Origin of the sequence: Faecalibacterium butyricigenerans, assembly GCF_020687345.1 — a bacterium.
GTDB classification, from domain to species: Bacteria; Bacillota; Clostridia; order Oscillospirales; family Ruminococcaceae; genus Faecalibacterium; species Faecalibacterium butyricigenerans.
Map to the genome: position 1 here is coordinate 14,818 of NZ_JAJEQL010000002.1, position 17,484 is coordinate 32,301.

Consider the following 17,484-nt stretch of genomic DNA (forward strand, 5'->3'; position numbering starts at 1 on the left):
GATGCAAAAAGCACCCGCAGCGCCTCATCAGCGCCGCAGGTGCTCATTTTTTCAAACTCAGCCGTTCATGATGCTGGGGGTAGCGTTCTTCAGCACGACGTCATGGCTGCCGCCCTCGACGATGGAGGTGGAGGACACGACGGTCAGCTTGGCCTTCTGCTGCAGCTCGGGGATGGAGAGTGCACCGCAGTTGCACATGGTGCTCTTGACCTTGTACAGAGTGGTCTGGACGCCGTCCGCCAGCGGGCCGGCATACGGGACGTAGCTGTCCACGCCCTCCTCGAAGCTCAGCTTGGTGGAGCCGCCGAGGTCGTAGCGCTGCCAGTTGCGGGCACGGTTGGAGCCTTCGCCCCAGTACTCCTTCATATACTGGCCGTTGATGCGCACCTTGTTCGTGGGGCTCTCGTCGAAGCGGGCAAAGTAGCGGCCCAGCATGACGAAGTCTGCGCCCATGGCCAGAGCGAGAGTGATGTGGTAATCGTGGACGATGCCGCCGTCAGAGCAGATGGGCACATAGATGCCGGTCTCCTTGTAGTACTCATCGCGGGCCTTGGCCACCTCGATGACAGCAGTAGCCTGACCGCGGCCGATGCCCTTGGTCTCACGGGTGATGCAGATGGAGCCGCCGCCGATGCCGATCTTCACGAAGTCTGCGCCAGCCTTGGCGAGGAAGCGGAAGCCCTCGGCGTCCACGACGTTGCCTGCGCCCACCTTGACGGTATCACCGTAGTGCTCACGGATCCAGCCGATGGTGCGGCTCTGCCACTCAGAGTAGCCCTCGGAGGAGTCGATGCAGAGGACATCCACACCAGCCTCCACCAGTGCGGGCACGCGCTGGGCGTAGTCGCGGGTGTTGATGCCGGCGCCGACCACATAGCTCTTGTTCTTATCCAGCAGCTCGTTGGCATTCTGCTTGTGGGAGTCGTAATCCTTGCGGAAGACGATATACTTCAGGTTGCCCTCGGCGTCCACCAGAGGCAGGGTGTTGATCTTGTTGTCCCAGATGATGTTGTTGCAGTCGTGCAGAGAGGTGTTCTCCGGAGCAGTGACCAGCTTCTCGATGGGGGTCATGAAGGTTGTGACAGAGGCGTCGTCAGGGGTGTGGTTGACGCGGTAATCACGGGAAGCCACGATGCCCAGCAGCTTGCCGCCCGGGGTACCGTCGGCGGTGATGGCGATGGTGGAGTGGCCGGTGCGGGCCTTCAGCTCCAGCACATCATGCAGGGTGGCAGTGGGGGCCAGATTGGAGTCGGAGACGACGTAGCCTGCCTTGAAGCTCTTGACGCGGCGGACCATAGCGGCCTCGTTCTCAATGCTCTGGGAACCGTAGATGAAGGAGACGCCGCCCTGACGGGCCAGCGCGATGGCCAGCTTATCGCCGGAGACAGACTGCATGATGGCGCTGATCATGGGGATGTTCATTTCCAGCGGGCAGGCCTCCTCGCCCTTGCGGTACTTGACCAGCGGGGTCTTGAGGCTGACCGCCGTGGGGACGTTCTCGGCAGAAGAGTAGCCCGGCACCAGCAGGTACTCGCCAAAGGTACGGGAGGGTTCTTCGTAAAAATAAGCCATGTTCAAACTCCTTTTTCTTAACGCATCAACAACGGATCACATCAAAACAATTTCATGTTTTCGACTTAGGAATTGATTGTATATACTTTATCACAAATCCTTGCAGAATACAAACCCCTGCCCCGCCAAACTTTATAAATGTCCTTTGCAGAAAAACAGGCAAATTGACCACCAAATTGGTGCAAGGTCATACTTTCCCCCAGCATGAGCCGGACTTCTCCGGTTTTGGGGATGCAAAAAAGCCCGTCCAGTCTCGGACGGGCCTTTTTGCACACGAAGCGGAATATCGCCTGTGCGGTGTCCGCCGACAGCTGTGAAGGAGAACAGCCGGAGGAGGAGGGCGGACACCCGATATTCCAAAAACAAGAAGAAAAAGATTTCATGATCCAGAAGGGCGTCGCCCTTCCTGTAACCATATTGTAACTCTTTTGAAGGATTTTTGCAATAGTTTTTTGTAATTTCTTTGTAATTATTTTTGTAAAGATTCTGTGACAGGCTCCCCGAACTCCAGATAGCACTCAAAGGCCGCGTGTTCCTCCCTCCGGCCCAGCACATACCAGCCCTCCTTCGAGGGGGCGTAGAACACCTGCACGCTCTGGCCCATCGGCACCTCGCGGTGGTACTTGATGGAGGCGAAGGAGAGCGGCGCAGCCTCCACCACCTCCTGCGGCAGGGCGTCGCAGGCGATGTCCAGATAGAGGGAGTTGTTGATGTGGCCGTTGAGGTCGCACATGGAGTAGCTGGCCCGGCGCTCCCCTGCCGCCGTCAGGGGCTGGCTCTTGTGGACGATCTGGGGCAGCTCTTCGGACAGGTCGTCGTTCTGGAAGTCCGGCGTGTTCCAGCCGGGGGTGCGCAGGATGCGCCCTGCCTCTGTATCCACGGCCATCCAGCGGCAGTCCACGAGGGCCAGCTTCTCCCCCGTCTCGCTGGTGATGGTGGTCAGGCGCTTCATGGTGCCCTTCTTGAAGGTCTCACAGGCCGTCGTGAGCGCTATCTTTTCGGCCCGGCCCGGCATCCGCCAGACCCGGAGGGCCTGTTTGCCCACGAGGAACGCACTGTGGCGCTCCTTAAAAAAGGCGTAGTCCATGCCGTAGGCCCGAGCGTGGTCTGCCGACACCTGTTCCACATAGCGGAAGAGGGCGCTGGGCTTCAGGCAGCGGCGGAAATCGCTGTCACCGTCCAGCACGGTCATATGCTCAGTATAACTTCTGTATTCACTCATCGTTTTCTCCCTTTCCTCGACAAAAAGGGGCTGTACGCCTCCGCACAGCCCCCTTAGGATCAATACATATTGCGCGTTTTCCTGCGCACCTTGCGCCAGATATTGAAGCAGGCCAGAGCCAGCATCGCCAGCAGCAGCATCAGGAACAGATACCCGCTGCCGCCCTCGTCGTAGCTCTTCATCTCGCTCCACTTCACGTCCAGCTCGCTGTTGACCTCATCGCTCAGCGCGGTAAAGACCTTCTCCTTGGCCGCGATCTCCTCGGAGGGATAGGCGATCTCGCTGTACTTGAGATCTTCGTCCAGAATATCCCATACCGCCTGCATGGGGGTGGTGTAGCCGATATACTCCGCATTGGCCTTGCCGATGTCCGGCTCACACATGAAGTTGATGAACATCTCAGCGGCTTCCTGATGCTCGCTGGCGGCGGGGATGGCCATGCTGTCCACCGACAGCACCGTCCCCTCCTCCGGGAACACCCAGGCCAGATCGGGGTTGTCGTCGATCATGGTGATGGCGTCGCCGGAGTAGTAGACGCCGACCGCCGCCTCGCCGCCGATCATCTTATCGAAGATCTCATCCATGACGTAGGCCTGTACCAGCGGCTTCTGAGCCTTCAGCTCCTCCACCACAGCGTCCACCTCTTCGGTGGTCTGGGGGTTGATGCTGTTTCCGCTCTTGAACGCACCGATGGCGTAGGCATCGCGGCTGTTGTTGAACATCAGGATATTGCCCGCGTACTGCTCATCCCACAGGTCGGCCCAGCTGGCCGGGGCCTCGTCCACCATCGTCGTGTTGTAGATGATGCCGGTGGTGCAGAGCATATAGGGCACCGTATAGGCGTTTTCGGGGTCGTAATCCGCGTTGCGGTAGGCCTCGTCGATGTTCGCAAAGTTCGGGATGTTGCTGTAGTCCAGCGGTTTCAGCATTCCTTCTGCGATCATCTTGGCGACCATGTAGTCCGACGGGATGATGACATCGTAGTTGGCCGCACCGGACTTCAGCTTCGCGTAGAGGGACTCGTTGGAGTCAAAGGTGGTGTAGTTGACCTTGATGCCGGTAAGCTTTTCGAAGGCGGCCACCACGTCCACGCTGTCGTCTGAACCGTTGGAGATATACTCGCCCCAGTTGTAGACGTTCAGGGTGACGTTCTGGCCCTTGAAGCGGGTCCAGTCGTAGTCATCCGAGACCGACACATCCTCCGTGACCTCGATCTGGCCCGCAGCCAGAGCCGACAGCGGCATGGTCAGCGCCAGCACTGCCGTCAGCAGAAGAATGACAAAGCGCTTCATTTCGCATCTCCTCCTCTCAGTGCACGCTGGTCGCGGCGGTAGCCGCGGCTCTCCATGGCGTTGGAGACGAGGATGATGGTCAGGATGACCACGAACATGATGGTGGACAGCGCGTAGATCTCCGGGCTGACCTTCTTGCGGGTCATGGAGTAGATGGCGATGGGCAGCGTCTCCACCGTGCCGCAGTTGAAATAGGAGATCATGAAATCGTCGATGGAGTAGGTCAGGCAGATGAGGAAGGCCGACAAGATGGCCGGGCTGATCTCGGGCAGGATGACCTTGAAGAACGCCTGCTTGGGGTCGCAGCCGAGGTCCAGTGCCGCCTCATACAGCTTGATGTCCAGCTGCTTGAGCTTGGGCGTGACGTTGAAGATGACATACGGCACATTGAACGCGATGTGGGCGATGAGCAGCGTGGGCAGACCCATGATGTTATCAGGCAGGAAGTCCAGCCCGCCCGCGAAGCGCTGGTACGCCACAAAGAGCAGCATCAGCGAGATACCAGTGATGATCTCGGGGTTGACCACCGGGATATAGGTGATGTTCGTCACCAGCAGACGGCTCTTGCGGCCCATGGACGCGATGCCCAGAGAGGCCGCCGTGCCCAGCACCGTGGCGATGATGGCCGAGATGAGGGCCACTTCCAGCGACACCCACAGCGCGTGAAGGATCGACGCATTGTGGAAAAGGCTGGTGTACCACTTGAGGGTGAAGCCGGTGAAGAGCGAGTAGCCCTTGCTCTGGTTGAAGCTGAACACGATCATATACGCGATGGGCAGGTACATGAAGCAGAAGAACAGGATGACATAGGCGCGCTGCATCAGACGCAGATGTTTCGTTTTCATCAGGACACACCCTCCATCTCATCCTCGTCGAAGCTGGACGTGAAGCTCATGCAGAGCAGCACGATGATCATCAGCACGAGGCTCATGGCAGAGCCGACGTTGAGGTTGTAGCTGTTGCCGAGGAACTGCATCTCGATCAGGTCGCCGATGAGCAGGTTGGAGCCGCCGCCCAGCATACGGCTGATGACGAAGGTGGACACCGCCGGGACGAACACCATCGTGATGCCGGTGCTGATGCCGGGCACGCTCATGGGGATGAGCACCCGCAGCAGGGTCTTGGTGGTGGAAGCCCCCAGATCCTGCGCCGCCTCCACGATGCTCTGGTCGATCTTGGTCATGCTGGTGTAGAGGGGCAGGATCATATAGGGCACATAGTTGTACACCATGCCCAGCACCACAGCGCCGGAGGTGTTCAGCATGGTGTAGGGTCCGAGGCCGAACACGCCCAGCACCGCATTCACGGGGCCGTTGACGCTCAGCAGGCCCATCCATGCGTAGGTGCGCAGCAGGAAGTTCATCCACATGGGCAGCATCACCAGCATCAGCATGATGTGCTGCTTGTTGACGCGCAGCCGGGAGAGGAAGTACCCCACCGGGAACGCGAGGATGAGGCAGACGACCGTGGCGATAAGGGCCAGCAGCAGGCTCCGGGCAAACACCGAACCATAGCCGCTGATGGCCACCAGATTGTCCAGCGTAAAGCTGCCGCTGGCATCGGTCAGGGCGTAGTACACCACGATGAACAAGGGCACCACTGTGAACAGCACCATCCATACAAAGTACGGATAGGCCAGCTTCTTATCGTAAATCTTCATGCAGCCTCACCCCTCTGAACGCGCCATGATGTGGATCTCGTTGGGGCCGATGCGCATACCGATGGTCTCGCCGGGCGTGCAGGCGCGGGTGGAGTGGATGAGCCACTCACGGCCCTCGCACTCGACGTGCATCTCGAAGTGGACGCCCTTGAAGATGACGTCATTGACGACGCCCACCAGCTGGCCCTCCACCGGGGAGACCACCTCGATGTCCTCGGGGCGGACGACCACCTGCACGCTCTGCTCCCGGGAAAAGCCGCGGTCCACGCAGGGGAAATCCACGCCCGAGAAAGAGACGAGGAAATCGCGGTGCATCACGCCGTCCACGATGTTGGAGTCGCCGATAAAGTCTGCCACGAAAGCGTTCTTCGGCTCATTGTAGATGTCCTCGGGGGTGCCGATCTGCTGCACCTTGCCGCCGTTCATGACGACGACGGTGTCGGACATGGTCAGGGCCTCTTCCTGATCGTGGGTGACGTAGATGAAGGTGATGTTCATCTCGCGCTGCAGACGCTTCAGCTCCAGCTGCATCTCCTTGCGCAGCTTGAGGTCCAGTGCGCCCAGAGGCTCGTCCAGAAGCAGGATCTCCGGCTCGTTGACCAGACTGCGTGCGATGGCCACGCGCTGCTGCTGGCCGCCGGACATCTGGCCGATGCTGCGGCGCTCGAAGCCTTTCAGGCCCACGACCTCCAGCATATCCCGCACCTTGCGGCGGATGGTCTCTTCGTCCATCTTCTTGAGGCGGAGGCCGAAGGCTACATTCTCGAAGACGTTCAGATGGGGGAACAGCGCGTACTTCTGAAACACGGTGTTCACCGGACGCTTGTAGGGCGGCACGCCCGTGATGTCCTCGCCCTTCAGAAGCACCTTGCCGGAGGTTGGCTCCAGAAAGCCTGCGATGAGGCGGAGGGTGGTGGTTTTGCCGCAGCCGGAGGGTCCCAGCAGCGTCACAAACTCTTTGTCATGGATGTCGAGGTTCAGCCCATCCAGAATGCGCTGACCATCAAAGTCCACTACGATGTCTCGCAGTGAAACGATCACCGAGTTGTTCATTTTTTCCTATATCCTCCTTGTAACTCAGATACGAAAAAAGAAGGGGTCTTTCGCCCCATCCCTCTTTCGCACTAGGGTGACTTTTCCCGCACAACATCCATGACGACCGTAACATTGCGCAGTTATTCTGCCCTTTCTTGTCTATCTTAAACAATCTTTGTCAAAATGTCAATCGCTCTGCTGATGTTTGCCGAAACTTTGACCTGCATCCATCCATCTCTCGCTGCAACAAAAAAAGCTCTCCCAAAAGGAGAGCCGGCGCGCGGGCGCCTGAGCGGGCAGGGATGCTGCCCGGGAAAAGCCTATTTTAACTGCTCTGCGGTCTGACAGAGTGCCGCCACGGTCTGGCCGTCCACGGTGTAGACCGATTCGTCCCCCGACACCCTCATATAATAGCCGTCGGTGCCGATGGCGTAGGTCAGGACAGCCGTGCCGTCTGCTGTCGTCACCTCCGCCGTCACCAGCGGGTCATCGAAGCCGCAGGCGTAGGAGTCTGCGGCGGTGTCCTGCCCGGTGACATAGCTGGCCAGCGCGGCCAGCAGGGCATCTGTCTTGTCGGCATCCAGTGCAGCATCCGGCGCATCTGTAAGCCGCCAGACGGTCTGATAGGCTGTGCTGTCGGCCCCGGTGGGCTGAGAGACCGCCTGCAGACTGACCACCTCGCCGCTCTGGAGGGTATAGCGCAGGGCCTCGATGTCCGAGGCGGTGATGCCCGCCGGGCTGAACGCCCCGAACAGCTCGGCTTTGGTCTGTTCCATGCAGCGGAACTTGGCCGCGTCCACGGCGTAGACCGTGTCCTCACCGTTCCGGCGGACGTAGACGTCGCCGGTGACAGGGTTCTCAGCCCCTACCGTGAGGGTGGTGCGCTCCCCCGCCGCCGTCACATTCACGACAAGCCGGGGCACATCGAAGCCGTAGTCCTCACCGGGCTGTGCCTCGAGCTGGCGCTTTGCCCTCATGTCTGCCAGCGCGGTGCGGATGGTGTCGCAGGCAGAGTCGTCCAGATGGTAGTCCGGGTCCTCGGCCAGCGTCCACCCATCGCCGGGCAGAAGGGTCAGAGTCTCTCCTTCATACTGGACTGCCACCTGTTCCAGCGTGTCTCCGGTCACGTCCAGCAGGGGGATGCTCCCGTCCTCGACCTCACTGGCGGCCTGTTCGGCTTTCCGGTTCGCGTGGGTCAGCAGGGCCAGCGCCGCCCCGGCGGCGAGGACGAGCACCAGCAGGAACGCAAGGGTGCGCTGTTTTGCTTTCATCGTCCTGCCCCCTTTATCTGCGGCGGCGCAGCAATACGACCACTGCACCCACGGCCAGCACAGCCGCCGGAAGGATGAGGACGAACACCAGCCCCAGCGCGGCGGCGGTGTGGTTCGGGATGGTGATGGGCGCGGCCTCCAGCGCCTTGGACTCCACGAGGGTCGTCCCCTCCTGCCCGGCCAGAGCGGCCGCACAGCCCTGTAAGAAGGTCACGTTGCCGGGGACGGTCTGGTAGACGGCCTCGTTGTCCATATTGCCGCAGTTGACCCAGATGACCTCAGCGCCGGTGGCGTTGTTGGAGGCGTAAGCCGCCAGCGTGAAGGGACCGTCGGGGTCGCCCTCCTCCTGCCCGGCGGTGGCCATCTCGTAGCCTGCCGTCTTGCTGTAGGAGCTTTCCGAGCTGACCAGCAGAGGCTCGGAGGTGACGCCCTCCGTCTCGGTGAGGGTGATGCCCTGCGCCATCTGAAGCAGCACCCGGCGGCTGGTGTCGATGCCGTCCAGTGTGCCGCTCCCGGTGTCTTCGGCGTAGTCGGGCAGCAGATAGTAGGGGTAGCCGCTCAGGGAGTGGCCGCTGTCCCCCTCCACCACAAGGCCCGGCGTCCGGCTCAGGCCGAACTCGGCCATCAGGGCGTCGAGGTTTGGGGTGGAGTAGTAGCTGTCGGTGGTGAGCATCAGGCGTCCGCCGCTTTTCAGATAGGCGCGGAGGGCCGACATCTCATCCACGAGACTGCCCGCCGCTGCAAAGTCCTGCTGCGGGGTGTTGACGATGAGCAGGTCGCAGTCGTCAGGGATGGCGTCCGTCAGCAGGTCGAGGGGGCTGACTGCGAGGTTCTGGCCCTCCAAGGCGTCGATGAGGGTGTCCGTCAGGGCCTGCTCACCGTGGTTGGTGGTGTAGTAGGCATGGAGCGTCTCGCCGCTGGTGACGCGGTAGATGGCAGCGGTGAGCTTGTTTTCGCCTCCGAAGGTCACGCTGTAGCTGCCGGTGGCGTAGTAGTCGGAGTAGTCGTAATCGTAGAGGTCCGATGCTTCCAGCACGACGCTCTTCTCCCCCGAGACGAGGATGAGGCTGCCGTTCTCCGCCGACTGAACGCCATACTGGGTTGCAAAGGTCGGGTAAACAGCAGGGTCTTTCCGCTCCCACCGGATGTGGCTGCTCTCGGAGGCGTAGCGGTCCAGCAGCTTTGTGAGGATGGCGTCCTCGCTGCCCGTCTCGGCCAGATAATAGATGTTCACATCCTGCGTAAGGCTCCGGGCGATCTCCTTGGAGCTGTCGCTGAGGGAGTAAAGCCCCGCCTCCGAAAGGTCGAACTCGGTGTACTTCGCCGGGACAGCCCGGACGATGAGGTTGAGCAGGACAGCCAGCAGGATGGCCAGCACGGTGAAAGAGGCGGCGTATATGCCGCTTTTCAGGCGGAGGCGTTCCAGCGGGCCTGCGCTCTTTTTCTCGAATTTCTTCATGGTCAGTCCCCCTTTCAGTTCCAGCGGCGCTTCTCGATGCCCTGCGCCGTAAAGAAGAGGAAGAGCACCGCCGTCGTCAGATAATAGACCAGCGTGGGGATGGAGAAGCTGTTGTTGACGAACTCTTCAAAGGGCGCAAAGAGGCAGAGGGCGCTCAGCACGGCGCTGAAGGCCTCGGTGAGCCATGTGCTGCGCAGGAGGAACAGCGCGCTCAGACCGGCACAGAGGGCCGCGAACACAAAGCAGCCCAGAGTAAAGCTCCGGGTGCGCAGACCCAGTGCAAGGGATGCCCCCGCCGACAGGGCCGTAAAGACCACCAGTGCCACCGCGCTGCCCGCGTTGAACATACTGCGGAGGCTGGGCATCATATAGGCCAGCAGCAGGGCCGAAAAGCCCATGACCGCCGCGATGATCTGGTTCTCTGTGAGGCCGGAGCAGAACTCACAGACCGCGATGGCCGCACAGCCCAGCAGAAAATAGCACAGCAGCGCAGCAAAATTCGCGCCGCAGGCCGAGGCCGTGCTGCCCAGCAGCCAGAGCACCACGATCATGACGCCGTCGGCCAGACAGGGCAGCGCGAATACGGTGCAGAGAGCCAGATACTTGCCCGCCACGATGCCCCACACCGACACCGGGCTGGTGAGGAGCAGCTGGTCGGTGCGGGCGCGGCGCTCCTCGGCCAGCGAGCGCATGGCCAGCACCGGGAAATAGAGCAGAAGCATAAAAATGGTGCGGTAAAGCGTATAATAGCCAAAATCCGTCAGGCCGTAGCCGAGGTTCAGCGCCAGAAAATAGATGCCGGAGGCCGCCAGCAGAAAGGCTGTGAGCACATAGCCCATCATGCCGTGGAAAAAGCTGCGCAGCTCCCGCTTGTAGATGGCAAACATCGTCAGTCCTCCTTTTTGTCCGAAGCCGCTTCCGGAGCCGTCAGCGCAAGGAAAAGCTCTTCCAGATCCCGCTGCTCTTCCGTAAGGTCCACCACAGCGGCCAGATGCCCCTGCGACAGGATGAGTGCCTTATCGCAGACGGCCTTTACTTCGCTGAGGATGTGGCTGGACAGGATGACCGTGTGGGTGCGGCCCAGCTCCCGGATGAGGCGGCGCAGCTCGATGACCTGCGCCGGGTCGAGGCCCACCGTCGGCTCGTCCAGAATGATGAGCTTCGGGCTGCCCAGCAGCGCCTGTGCCACGCCTACCCGCTGGCGGTAGCCCTTCGACAGGCTGCGGATGAGTCGGGGCAGAACGTCTTCCAGCCCGGTGCGGCGGGCGGCAGACTGCACCTGTGCGGGGCGGTCTGCCTTCTTCACGCCCTTCAGCTCCGCGGCAAAGTCGAGATACTCGGCCACCGTCATCTCCGGGTAGAGGGGCGGCTGTTCCGGCAGGTAGCCCACGCAGGCCTTGGCGGCGTCGGCTTCCTCGGGCAGCGGGTGGCCCGCTACCGTCACCTGCCCTTCGGTGGCAGCGAGATACCCGGTGAGGATGTTCATGATGGTAGATTTGCCTGCGCCGTTCGGGCCAAGCAGGCCGTAGATGACGCCATCCTCCACCGTAAAGGATACATCGTCCACGGCGAGGCGGCTGCCGTAGCGCTTCGTAAGGTGGGATACTTCTATCACAAAAAACGCTCCTTTTTTCAAGAAGTTATTGGGAATGTCTGCATCATTCTAGCCCGAAAATGTGTCAGAAATAAGATAAACCTGTGTGTGTTTCCAAATATTGCTTTTCTGGCGCTGTTTCGGCATTTTCTGCGCCCGGACGCAAAAAAAGAGCACCGCTCCCCGCAAGGGGAACGACGCTCTTGGATGACCAGTAATCGATGCAATTACTTACGGCCGAAGCGCTTGTTGAAGCGCTCAACACGTCCGCCGGAGTCAACCAGCTTCTGCTTACCAGTGTAGAAAGGATGGCACTTGGAGCAAACTTCGACGTGGATCTCGGGCTTGGTGGAACGAGTCTTGATGACGTTGCCGCAAGCGCAGGTGATGGTGCAGTCAACGTAGTTCGGATGGATACCCTGTTTCATTCTTTTCACCTCATTTCTGGTTCTGACTTATTGGGGCCATATTTAATGTATGTGCCCATCACAACCTTCAATATCGGCTACCCCCTCGAGCGGCCTTGGAAACGATTGCTTTAATATTATAGCACTCTCCGAAAAAAATGCAAGAGGTGATTTGAGATTTTCTTCCCTTTTTTCAGAAAAGTCCTTCTCTCCCCAGCTTTTTCGATAAGAAAACAGACCCGGCAGCATTTGCCGGGCCTGTCTCTGATTCCTCCAGCCTTGTCCGGGGTGGGCATCCCGGCTCCCGCAGGGCAAGCCGCCTTTCCGCTGAAAGCAGCCAACGAAGCCGGAAACCCGGACAAGGCTTATTTGCATCGCATCCGAAAGACACGATGAAACAAATTTACTGGACAAAGTAAATGCCGTCGGCACCCTCCACATCCGAGATGGCGACCATGAGCAGCTCGTCCTCGTCCGTCCAGGTAAAGATGCAGGCGTAGCGCAGCTCCTCGCCGTTGTAGTCGAAGATGACGCCCACGCTGCCGTCGTCGAGATACTGGTAAGTGCCGTTCAGCGTGCCGCCGCCCTGAATCATCTTTGCGCCGCCTGCGGCATCAAAGGTGAACTGCAGCGTACCGCCGTATGCCGCCAGAGACTCGTCCATCTCGGCCTGAGTCATCTCGCCGCCGTCGATGTAGCCGCCGGCAAACGACCAGACCGTGTTGCTCATGTCCGGCGTGTCTGCCTGCGGAAGCTCCCACAAAGAGTTTTCCTCTTCCAGCACAGCTGCCGTAGGGGCCGCATCCACAGAGATGGCCGGCGCGGCCAGCACCGGTGTCGAAAGCGAAGCCAAAAGTGCCGCGCTGAGTGCAAGAGAAGTGATACGTTTCATAAAACTTTTCCTCCTTGTGCGATATTCGGAGAGCACATTTTGTCTGGTTCCAGTATACTCTTTTCTGCCCCTGCGGCGGGCAGTTTGACACGATTCGCCCCAAAACTGCTCTCAATCGACCCGGTTCACAGGGAAACGCGGAGAATGAAGCGCCCCTCCTGCACCGAAAAGTCCGAAAGCCCCTTGTACTTTTCTACGATAGCGCAGATGCTGCGCACACCGATGCCGTGTCCTTCGGCGTTGGTCACCGGCAGGCCGTTTTCAAACTGTATCCCCTCCGGACAGGGATTGACGAACTGCAAAAAGAGATGCCCGTTCTTTTCCCGGGCAGTAACTTCAATGTATACAGGGCCATTCTCCGCTTTCATCCTGCGGCAGGCCCGGAGCGCATTTTCCAGCGCATTGGAGAGCAGCACGCAGAGATCTGTCTCAGCCACCGAGATAAGCTGCGGGATATGAGCCTGAATGTTGAGCGGCACACCGCAGCTCTCCGACCGGCCTGCAAAGGACGAGAAGATGAGGTTCGCAGCCTCGTTCTCGCAGTAGATCGTCACCTTGCTGGCCTCTATCTCGGAGCAGATGCTCTGGATGTACTCCTGCGCCTGCTCTCCCCTGCCGTTCTCGATGCAGGCGGAGATGTATTGCAGATGGTGGCGCAGGTCGTGGCGGTAGGCGCGGGTCTGCTGCTGGGAGGTGCGCAAGGCCTCGATCTCCCGCACCGCCTGACCGACCTGCAGCTTGAGGTTGTTCCGGGTCTGCTCGAGCTGGCCGCGGGCGCTCTCCTCCGCCGAGAACCGGAAGATGAAAACGATATACATCACGCTGCTCACAAAGAACATGAACTCCACCGCTGCCTGATTGCCGTCGGCGAGGAGACTCGTATAGATACGGGTCACATAGTCAGAAAGGTAGCCTGCCAGCGGCACCACGCCGAACTGCAGCTGCATAGAGCGCGGATAATGGGCAAAGCTGCGGGCCGACGGCGCGACATAGCGCAGCAGGGCGGCCAGAAGCGGCAATGTGACCAGCATCTCAATGGCAGGCTGCAGCCAGTCGGCGGGGGTCGGCATCAGCGCGACCACCAGAAGCGCCGCCCAGCGCCGGAGCTGACAGCACAGGTATGCTGCAAAAACGGAGATGGTGGGCCAGAGCCAATCTCCGCTGAGGACGCCGAGGACGGCGGCAAGGGGCAGATGGGTCGTAAAAGGATACAGCTCCTGCATCGCATCCCAGCTTGCCCCGAAGGTGATGGCCCCCTGCAGCAGGAGAATGGCGGCTGTACCGGCTGCCAGCACGATGCGGTTCCGTTTCGTCCAGCAGATGTCGCAGAAGGATGCCGAGAGCACGATGCCGAACAGGGCCACGACGATGCCGTTCGGCACGGTAAGCACGTTCATTACAGGACCGCCTTCTTTCTGTCAAAAATATAGCTCAGGTAGCGGTCCTTCGTTTCCGAATACTTCCCGTGGGGCAGCGGCACCTCGGCCCCGTCCTGCATCGTGATGGAGCGGGCTGCGATGTTGGCGATGTACTCCATATTGATGAGGAAGGAGCGGTGGGGGCGGAGGAAGTTCGGGTAGGGCACGAGCTGATTGCAGAGGTCGTCCAGCCGGCCCATGCTCTCCAGCACGACCCCGCTGTTCAGGTGGAAGGTGAGCGTCCTGCCCATCACCTCGCAGTAGACCAGCTTTTCCAGCTCTACTCGGACGATGCCGTTTTTACTGCGGAGGATGAGGCTGTGGGTCTGCTCTTTGCTGCAGGCGGCGCAGGCTGAGTCCATCAGGCGGAAAAAGTCCTCCTGCCGGATGGGCTTGAGCTGGTAATACCACGCATCCACCGCATAGGACTCCACCGCAAACTCCGGGCTTGCGGTGAGGAAGATGATCTTTACGTTGGTGTCGTGCTCCCGAACCTCCCGGGCCGCCGTCATCCCGTTCTCGCCCGGCATCAGAATATCCAGCAGCATGATGTCGAAGCGTTCGCCCTTCTCGATGTCTGCCATCAGCTCCACCGAGCTTTGGTAGGATGTATGGACAAATTCCTGCCCTCGGGCAGCGGCATATTCTTCCAGCAGCTCTTCCAGCTGCGCGATCTCTGCGGTTTCGTCGTCACAGAATGCGATTTTCAGCATAAGGGGATTTACACAGTCCCTTCTCTTGTTTATTTCTTGCTTCTTCTACTCCTTATAGTATAGGGATTCTGTGGGTGTTCGTCAAGCCGCACTGGCAGACTCTCCTCGAGATTGCCGGGCTGATTGCTTGCCGCCTGCGGGCAGCCGTGCTGTTCGCCCCCTCTTCTCCGCAAGATAAAAAATGACCCCAAGCATGGGCTTGGGGCCATTTTTTATGCGGGAGAAGGGGGTCGAACCCTCACTCCGTTGGAACTGGTGCCTAAAACCAGCGCGTCTGCCATTCCGCCACTCCCGCACGGAAACTTTATTTATAGTAACAAGATTCGCGGCAAAAGTCAACTGCCGGGTGATAATTCTCTCTTTCTTGGCGCATAATAACCCCAAAAACAGCAAGGGAGGCCCTCGGCGTGAAGAAAAAGCACCGGTCATGGCAGCAGCGGGCAGGGCTTGCGGCGGCGTATCTGCTGTTGGCCCTCGCTGCGGCTCTGGGCTGGCTGTACAGCAGCCTGCCGGACCGGGTCTACCTGGAACCGGGACAGGCCCTATCGCTCCCCCGCTTCCAGTGGGTCGAGCCGCAGAGCGGCCATGGGAGCCAGAATGTCGCCAGCACCCGGGCCGTGGGCAGCTACCAGACCACCCTGACGCTGGGCGGCTGGTTCCCCATCAAGACCATCCGGGCCGTGGTGGCAGAGCGGCCCAAGGTGACGGTCTGCGGCACCCCCTTCGGCGTCAAGATGTTCTCCGAAGGGGCACTCATCGTGGGGTTCTCCGAGATCGGGCAGGCCAGCGGCGGCACATCGAATCCTGCCAAGGCAGCGGGGCTGCGTCTCGGCGACCGGGTCATCTGCATCGGGCAGACCCGCACCGAGAGCAACGATGCTGTAAAGGAAGCACTGGACGCCGCCGAGGGACAGGCCGTGGAGGTCGTATATATCCGCAGCGGCGAGCAGAAGTTGACCACTCTGACCCCGGTGTGGGACAGTGCCTCCGGACAGTGGCGGGCCGGGATGTGGGTGCGGGACTCCTCTGCCGGGGTGGGCACCCTGACCTTCGCGGACGAAGAGCTTGGCGTTTTTGCGGGGTTGGGCCACCCCATCAGCGACAGCGACACCGGCGAAAGCGTCGCCCTGCGCAGCGGCGAGATCGTCCCCTGCGAGATCACCGGATGCAGCGTGGGCACTGCCGGAAGCCCCGGCGAGCTGAAGGGGCATTTTCTGAGCGCCCACGCCATCGGCACCATCCGCATCAACGGTGAGAATGGCGTCTACGGCACCACCCGCACCCACTTTCCGGGCCAGCTGCGGGAGGTTGCCTTCGCGCAGGAGGTCGCCACCGGCCCTGCCGAGATATGGGCCACCACCGAGGGTGGCACGCCCCGCACCTATCGCATCCAGATCGAGCGGGTCAGCGATGCTGACCCCCGGCGGAATCTGGTCATCCGGGTAACAGACCCCACCCTTCTGTCCTCCACCGGCGGCATCGTACAGGGCATGAGCGGCAGCCCCATCCTCCAGAACGGACGTCTTGTGGGCGCTGTGACCCATGTTCTGGTCAACGACCCCACCCGGGGCTATGGCATTTTCGCCCAGACCATGCTGGAACAGGCAAAAAACGCCGCTGAAATGCAGAGAACGGAATGAGCCGGAAGATTTTTTATGAAAATCCCAGAAATTGTAAAAATTTCCTGTTGCATTCCATGGTAAATTATGGTAAAATATAGAGCGTAAAGGGAACTGCACACATTGGAGGAAAGTACGATGGATAAAGTAAGATTTTTGATGTCGGATACCAGTGCGGATGTTACGGCGGCCTGCCGGGATGCGCTGGAGCAAAAGGGCGTGGAAGTGACCGTCGTGGAAAAGGACGGGCTTCAGATCTTGCAGAAGATGCTTGCGGTACGGCCGCAGGTCGTTCTGCTGGACGCCTTCATGCCCGGGCTGGACGCGCTGGCCGTCAAGCAGAAATATGTCGCCGCTGGCGGGACACACACCACCTTCTTTGTCACCGGCGCGTTCCAGAGCGAAGAGATGGTGCAGGAGCTGCTGGACGAGGGCTTCGCCTACTACTTTGTCAAGCCCTTCGACGAAAATGTCCTCGCCAGCCGGGTGCTCAAAGTCGCCCACGGCCACCAGAAGCGCCTCATCACGGCCAGCGTGGACAGCGACGAGCTGAAAGTCACCGACATTCTGCACCAGATCGGCGTCCCCGCCCACATCAAAGGCTACCAGTTCCTGCGGGATGCCATCCTGCTCACCATGAATGAGCCGGAGTACATCAACGCCGTCACCAAGCGCCTCTACCCGGAGATTGCCAAGAAAAACGACACCACCGCCAGCCGGGTGGAGCGCGCCATCCGCCACGCCATCGAGGTGGCATGGGACCGGGGCGATGTGGATACCCTGAACTCTTATTTCGGCTACACCATCCACAACCTGCGCGGCAAGCCCACCAACAGTGAGTTCATCGCCATGATCGCCGATAAGATGCGGCTGGATAAGCACCAGCAGGCAGGCTGAAACATCACATCTCTGTTCCATTTTTCGATAGCGTTCTTCATTTATCGCAAGGCAAGAAATTAGTGCAACATGAAAACAGCATATTTGCGATATGCAATTCAACGCTGTTGCTGTTGCATTAAAAAGTTGAATTGCTATATTATCGGGTGTGAAATCAGAAATTACGGTTCCCTCATCATACAACAAAATGAAGCCTCCTGCTCCGGTTTTCCGGCGCAGGAGGTTTTTTTGTGCTGACGAGCAGAAATCGTACAGCAGGGTCAAGGCACCTCTCCCTCACCTTGACGTCCGCATCTCCTTTGCGGCGATGGATGTTTCCAACGCATTTCAACTCTATGGAGTTTTGCCGCAGAACAAGGAAACGCCCCTTCACACCTTCGACCGGACCTGAAGTTTCTCACACAACGAAAAACCCACATGAACACTTGATCTT

At 59.8% G+C, this 17,484-nt stretch carries 17 protein-coding genes and 1 tRNA gene; 3 read left to right on the forward strand and 15 right to left on the reverse strand.

Annotated elements, in window-relative coordinates:
* Nucleotides 1-57: 57 nt before the first annotated feature.
* Entirely contained in the window at nt 58-1,572 is a 1,515-nt protein-coding gene (locus tag LKD23_RS01100) for an IMP dehydrogenase (protein WP_227619969.1), read from the reverse strand.
* Between the two features lie 204 nt (nt 1,573-1,776).
* Here LKD23_RS01100 and LKD23_RS01105 point away from each other — a divergent pair, with 204 nt between their 5' ends.
* Entirely contained in the window at nt 1,777-1,995 is a 219-nt protein-coding gene (locus LKD23_RS01105; RefSeq protein WP_227619970.1) for a hypothetical protein, read from the forward strand.
* 46 nt (nt 1,996-2,041) lie between these two features.
* Here LKD23_RS01105 and LKD23_RS01110 read toward each other — a convergent pair whose 3' ends face one another.
* The 14 genes from LKD23_RS01110 to LKD23_RS01175 all read right to left on the reverse strand — a co-directional run bounded on the left by LKD23_RS01110 (nt 2,042) and on the right by LKD23_RS01175 (nt 14,830).
* On the reverse strand, nt 2,042-2,794 hold the full coding sequence (locus LKD23_RS01110; protein WP_227619971.1) for an acyl-[acyl-carrier-protein] thioesterase: 753 nt from the start codon (nt 2,792-2,794) through the stop codon (nt 2,042-2,044).
* 59 nt (nt 2,795-2,853) lie between these two features.
* The gene (locus LKD23_RS01115; protein ID WP_227619972.1) at nt 2,854-4,086 is read right to left on the reverse strand and encodes an ABC transporter substrate-binding protein; all 1,233 of its coding nucleotides are present in this window, start codon (nt 4,084-4,086) and stop codon (nt 2,854-2,856) included.
* The gene (locus tag LKD23_RS01120) at nt 4,083-4,931 is read right to left on the reverse strand and encodes an ABC transporter permease (RefSeq protein ID WP_227619973.1); all 849 of its coding nucleotides are present in this window, start codon (nt 4,929-4,931) and stop codon (nt 4,083-4,085) included. Before LKD23_RS01120 ends, LKD23_RS01115 begins: the two co-directional genes overlap by 4 nt.
* On the reverse strand, nt 4,931-5,746 hold the full coding sequence (locus LKD23_RS01125; RefSeq protein WP_227619974.1) for an ABC transporter permease: 816 nt from the start codon (nt 5,744-5,746) through the stop codon (nt 4,931-4,933). Before LKD23_RS01125 ends, LKD23_RS01120 begins: the two co-directional genes overlap by 1 nt.
* Nucleotides 5,747-5,752: 6 nt before the next feature.
* Nucleotides 5,753-6,799 (reverse strand): spermidine/putrescine ABC transporter ATP-binding protein, encoded by a 1,047-nt coding sequence (gene potA / locus LKD23_RS01130; protein ID WP_227619975.1) that lies wholly within the window; start codon nt 6,797-6,799, stop codon nt 5,753-5,755.
* Between the two features lie 302 nt (nt 6,800-7,101).
* Entirely contained in the window at nt 7,102-8,052 is a 951-nt protein-coding gene (locus tag LKD23_RS01135) for a DUF4340 domain-containing protein (protein ID WP_227619976.1), read from the reverse strand.
* A 13-nt stretch (nt 8,053-8,065) separates the two neighbouring features.
* Nucleotides 8,066-9,511, reverse strand: a complete 1,446-nt coding sequence (locus tag LKD23_RS01140; RefSeq protein ID WP_227619977.1) for a GldG family protein — start codon at nt 9,509-9,511, stop codon at nt 8,066-8,068.
* A 14-nt stretch (nt 9,512-9,525) separates the two neighbouring features.
* The gene (locus LKD23_RS01145; RefSeq protein ID WP_227619978.1) at nt 9,526-10,398 is read right to left on the reverse strand and encodes an ABC transporter permease; all 873 of its coding nucleotides are present in this window, start codon (nt 10,396-10,398) and stop codon (nt 9,526-9,528) included.
* 2 nt (nt 10,399-10,400) lie between these two features.
* Nucleotides 10,401-11,126 (reverse strand): ABC transporter ATP-binding protein, encoded by a 726-nt coding sequence (locus LKD23_RS01150; RefSeq protein ID WP_368670596.1) that lies wholly within the window; start codon nt 11,124-11,126, stop codon nt 10,401-10,403.
* Nucleotides 11,127-11,332: 206 nt separating this feature from the next.
* Nucleotides 11,333-11,533, reverse strand: coding sequence for a 50S ribosomal protein L31 (gene rpmE / locus LKD23_RS01155; RefSeq protein ID WP_005937210.1), 201 nt, complete (start codon nt 11,531-11,533; stop codon nt 11,333-11,335).
* A 382-nt stretch (nt 11,534-11,915) separates the two neighbouring features.
* Nucleotides 11,916-12,404, reverse strand: a complete 489-nt coding sequence (locus LKD23_RS01160; RefSeq protein WP_227619979.1) for a hypothetical protein — start codon at nt 12,402-12,404, stop codon at nt 11,916-11,918.
* A 125-nt stretch (nt 12,405-12,529) separates the two neighbouring features.
* Nucleotides 12,530-13,801, reverse strand: a complete 1,272-nt coding sequence (locus LKD23_RS01165) for a sensor histidine kinase (protein ID WP_227619980.1) — start codon at nt 13,799-13,801, stop codon at nt 12,530-12,532.
* Nucleotides 13,801-14,535: a LytR/AlgR family response regulator transcription factor gene (locus LKD23_RS01170; RefSeq protein ID WP_227619981.1), complete on the reverse strand. Its 735-nt coding sequence runs from the start codon at nt 14,533-14,535 to the stop codon at nt 13,801-13,803. The genes LKD23_RS01165 and LKD23_RS01170 overlap by 1 nt, the downstream gene beginning before the upstream one ends.
* A 215-nt stretch (nt 14,536-14,750) precedes the next feature.
* Nucleotides 14,751-14,830: transfer RNA gene (locus tag LKD23_RS01175), tRNA-Leu, on the reverse strand.
* A gap of 112 nt (nt 14,831-14,942) precedes the next feature.
* On the opposite strand from LKD23_RS01175, the gene spoIVB reads away from it, so the two are divergent.
* Nucleotides 14,943-16,175, forward strand: coding sequence for a SpoIVB peptidase (gene spoIVB / locus LKD23_RS01180; RefSeq protein ID WP_227619982.1), 1,233 nt, complete (start codon nt 14,943-14,945; stop codon nt 16,173-16,175).
* 117 nt (nt 16,176-16,292) lie between these two features.
* Entirely contained in the window at nt 16,293-17,051 is a 759-nt protein-coding gene (spo0A, locus tag LKD23_RS01185) for a sporulation transcription factor Spo0A (RefSeq protein WP_227619983.1), read from the forward strand.
* The last annotated feature ends 433 nt before the right edge of the window (nt 17,052-17,484 follow it).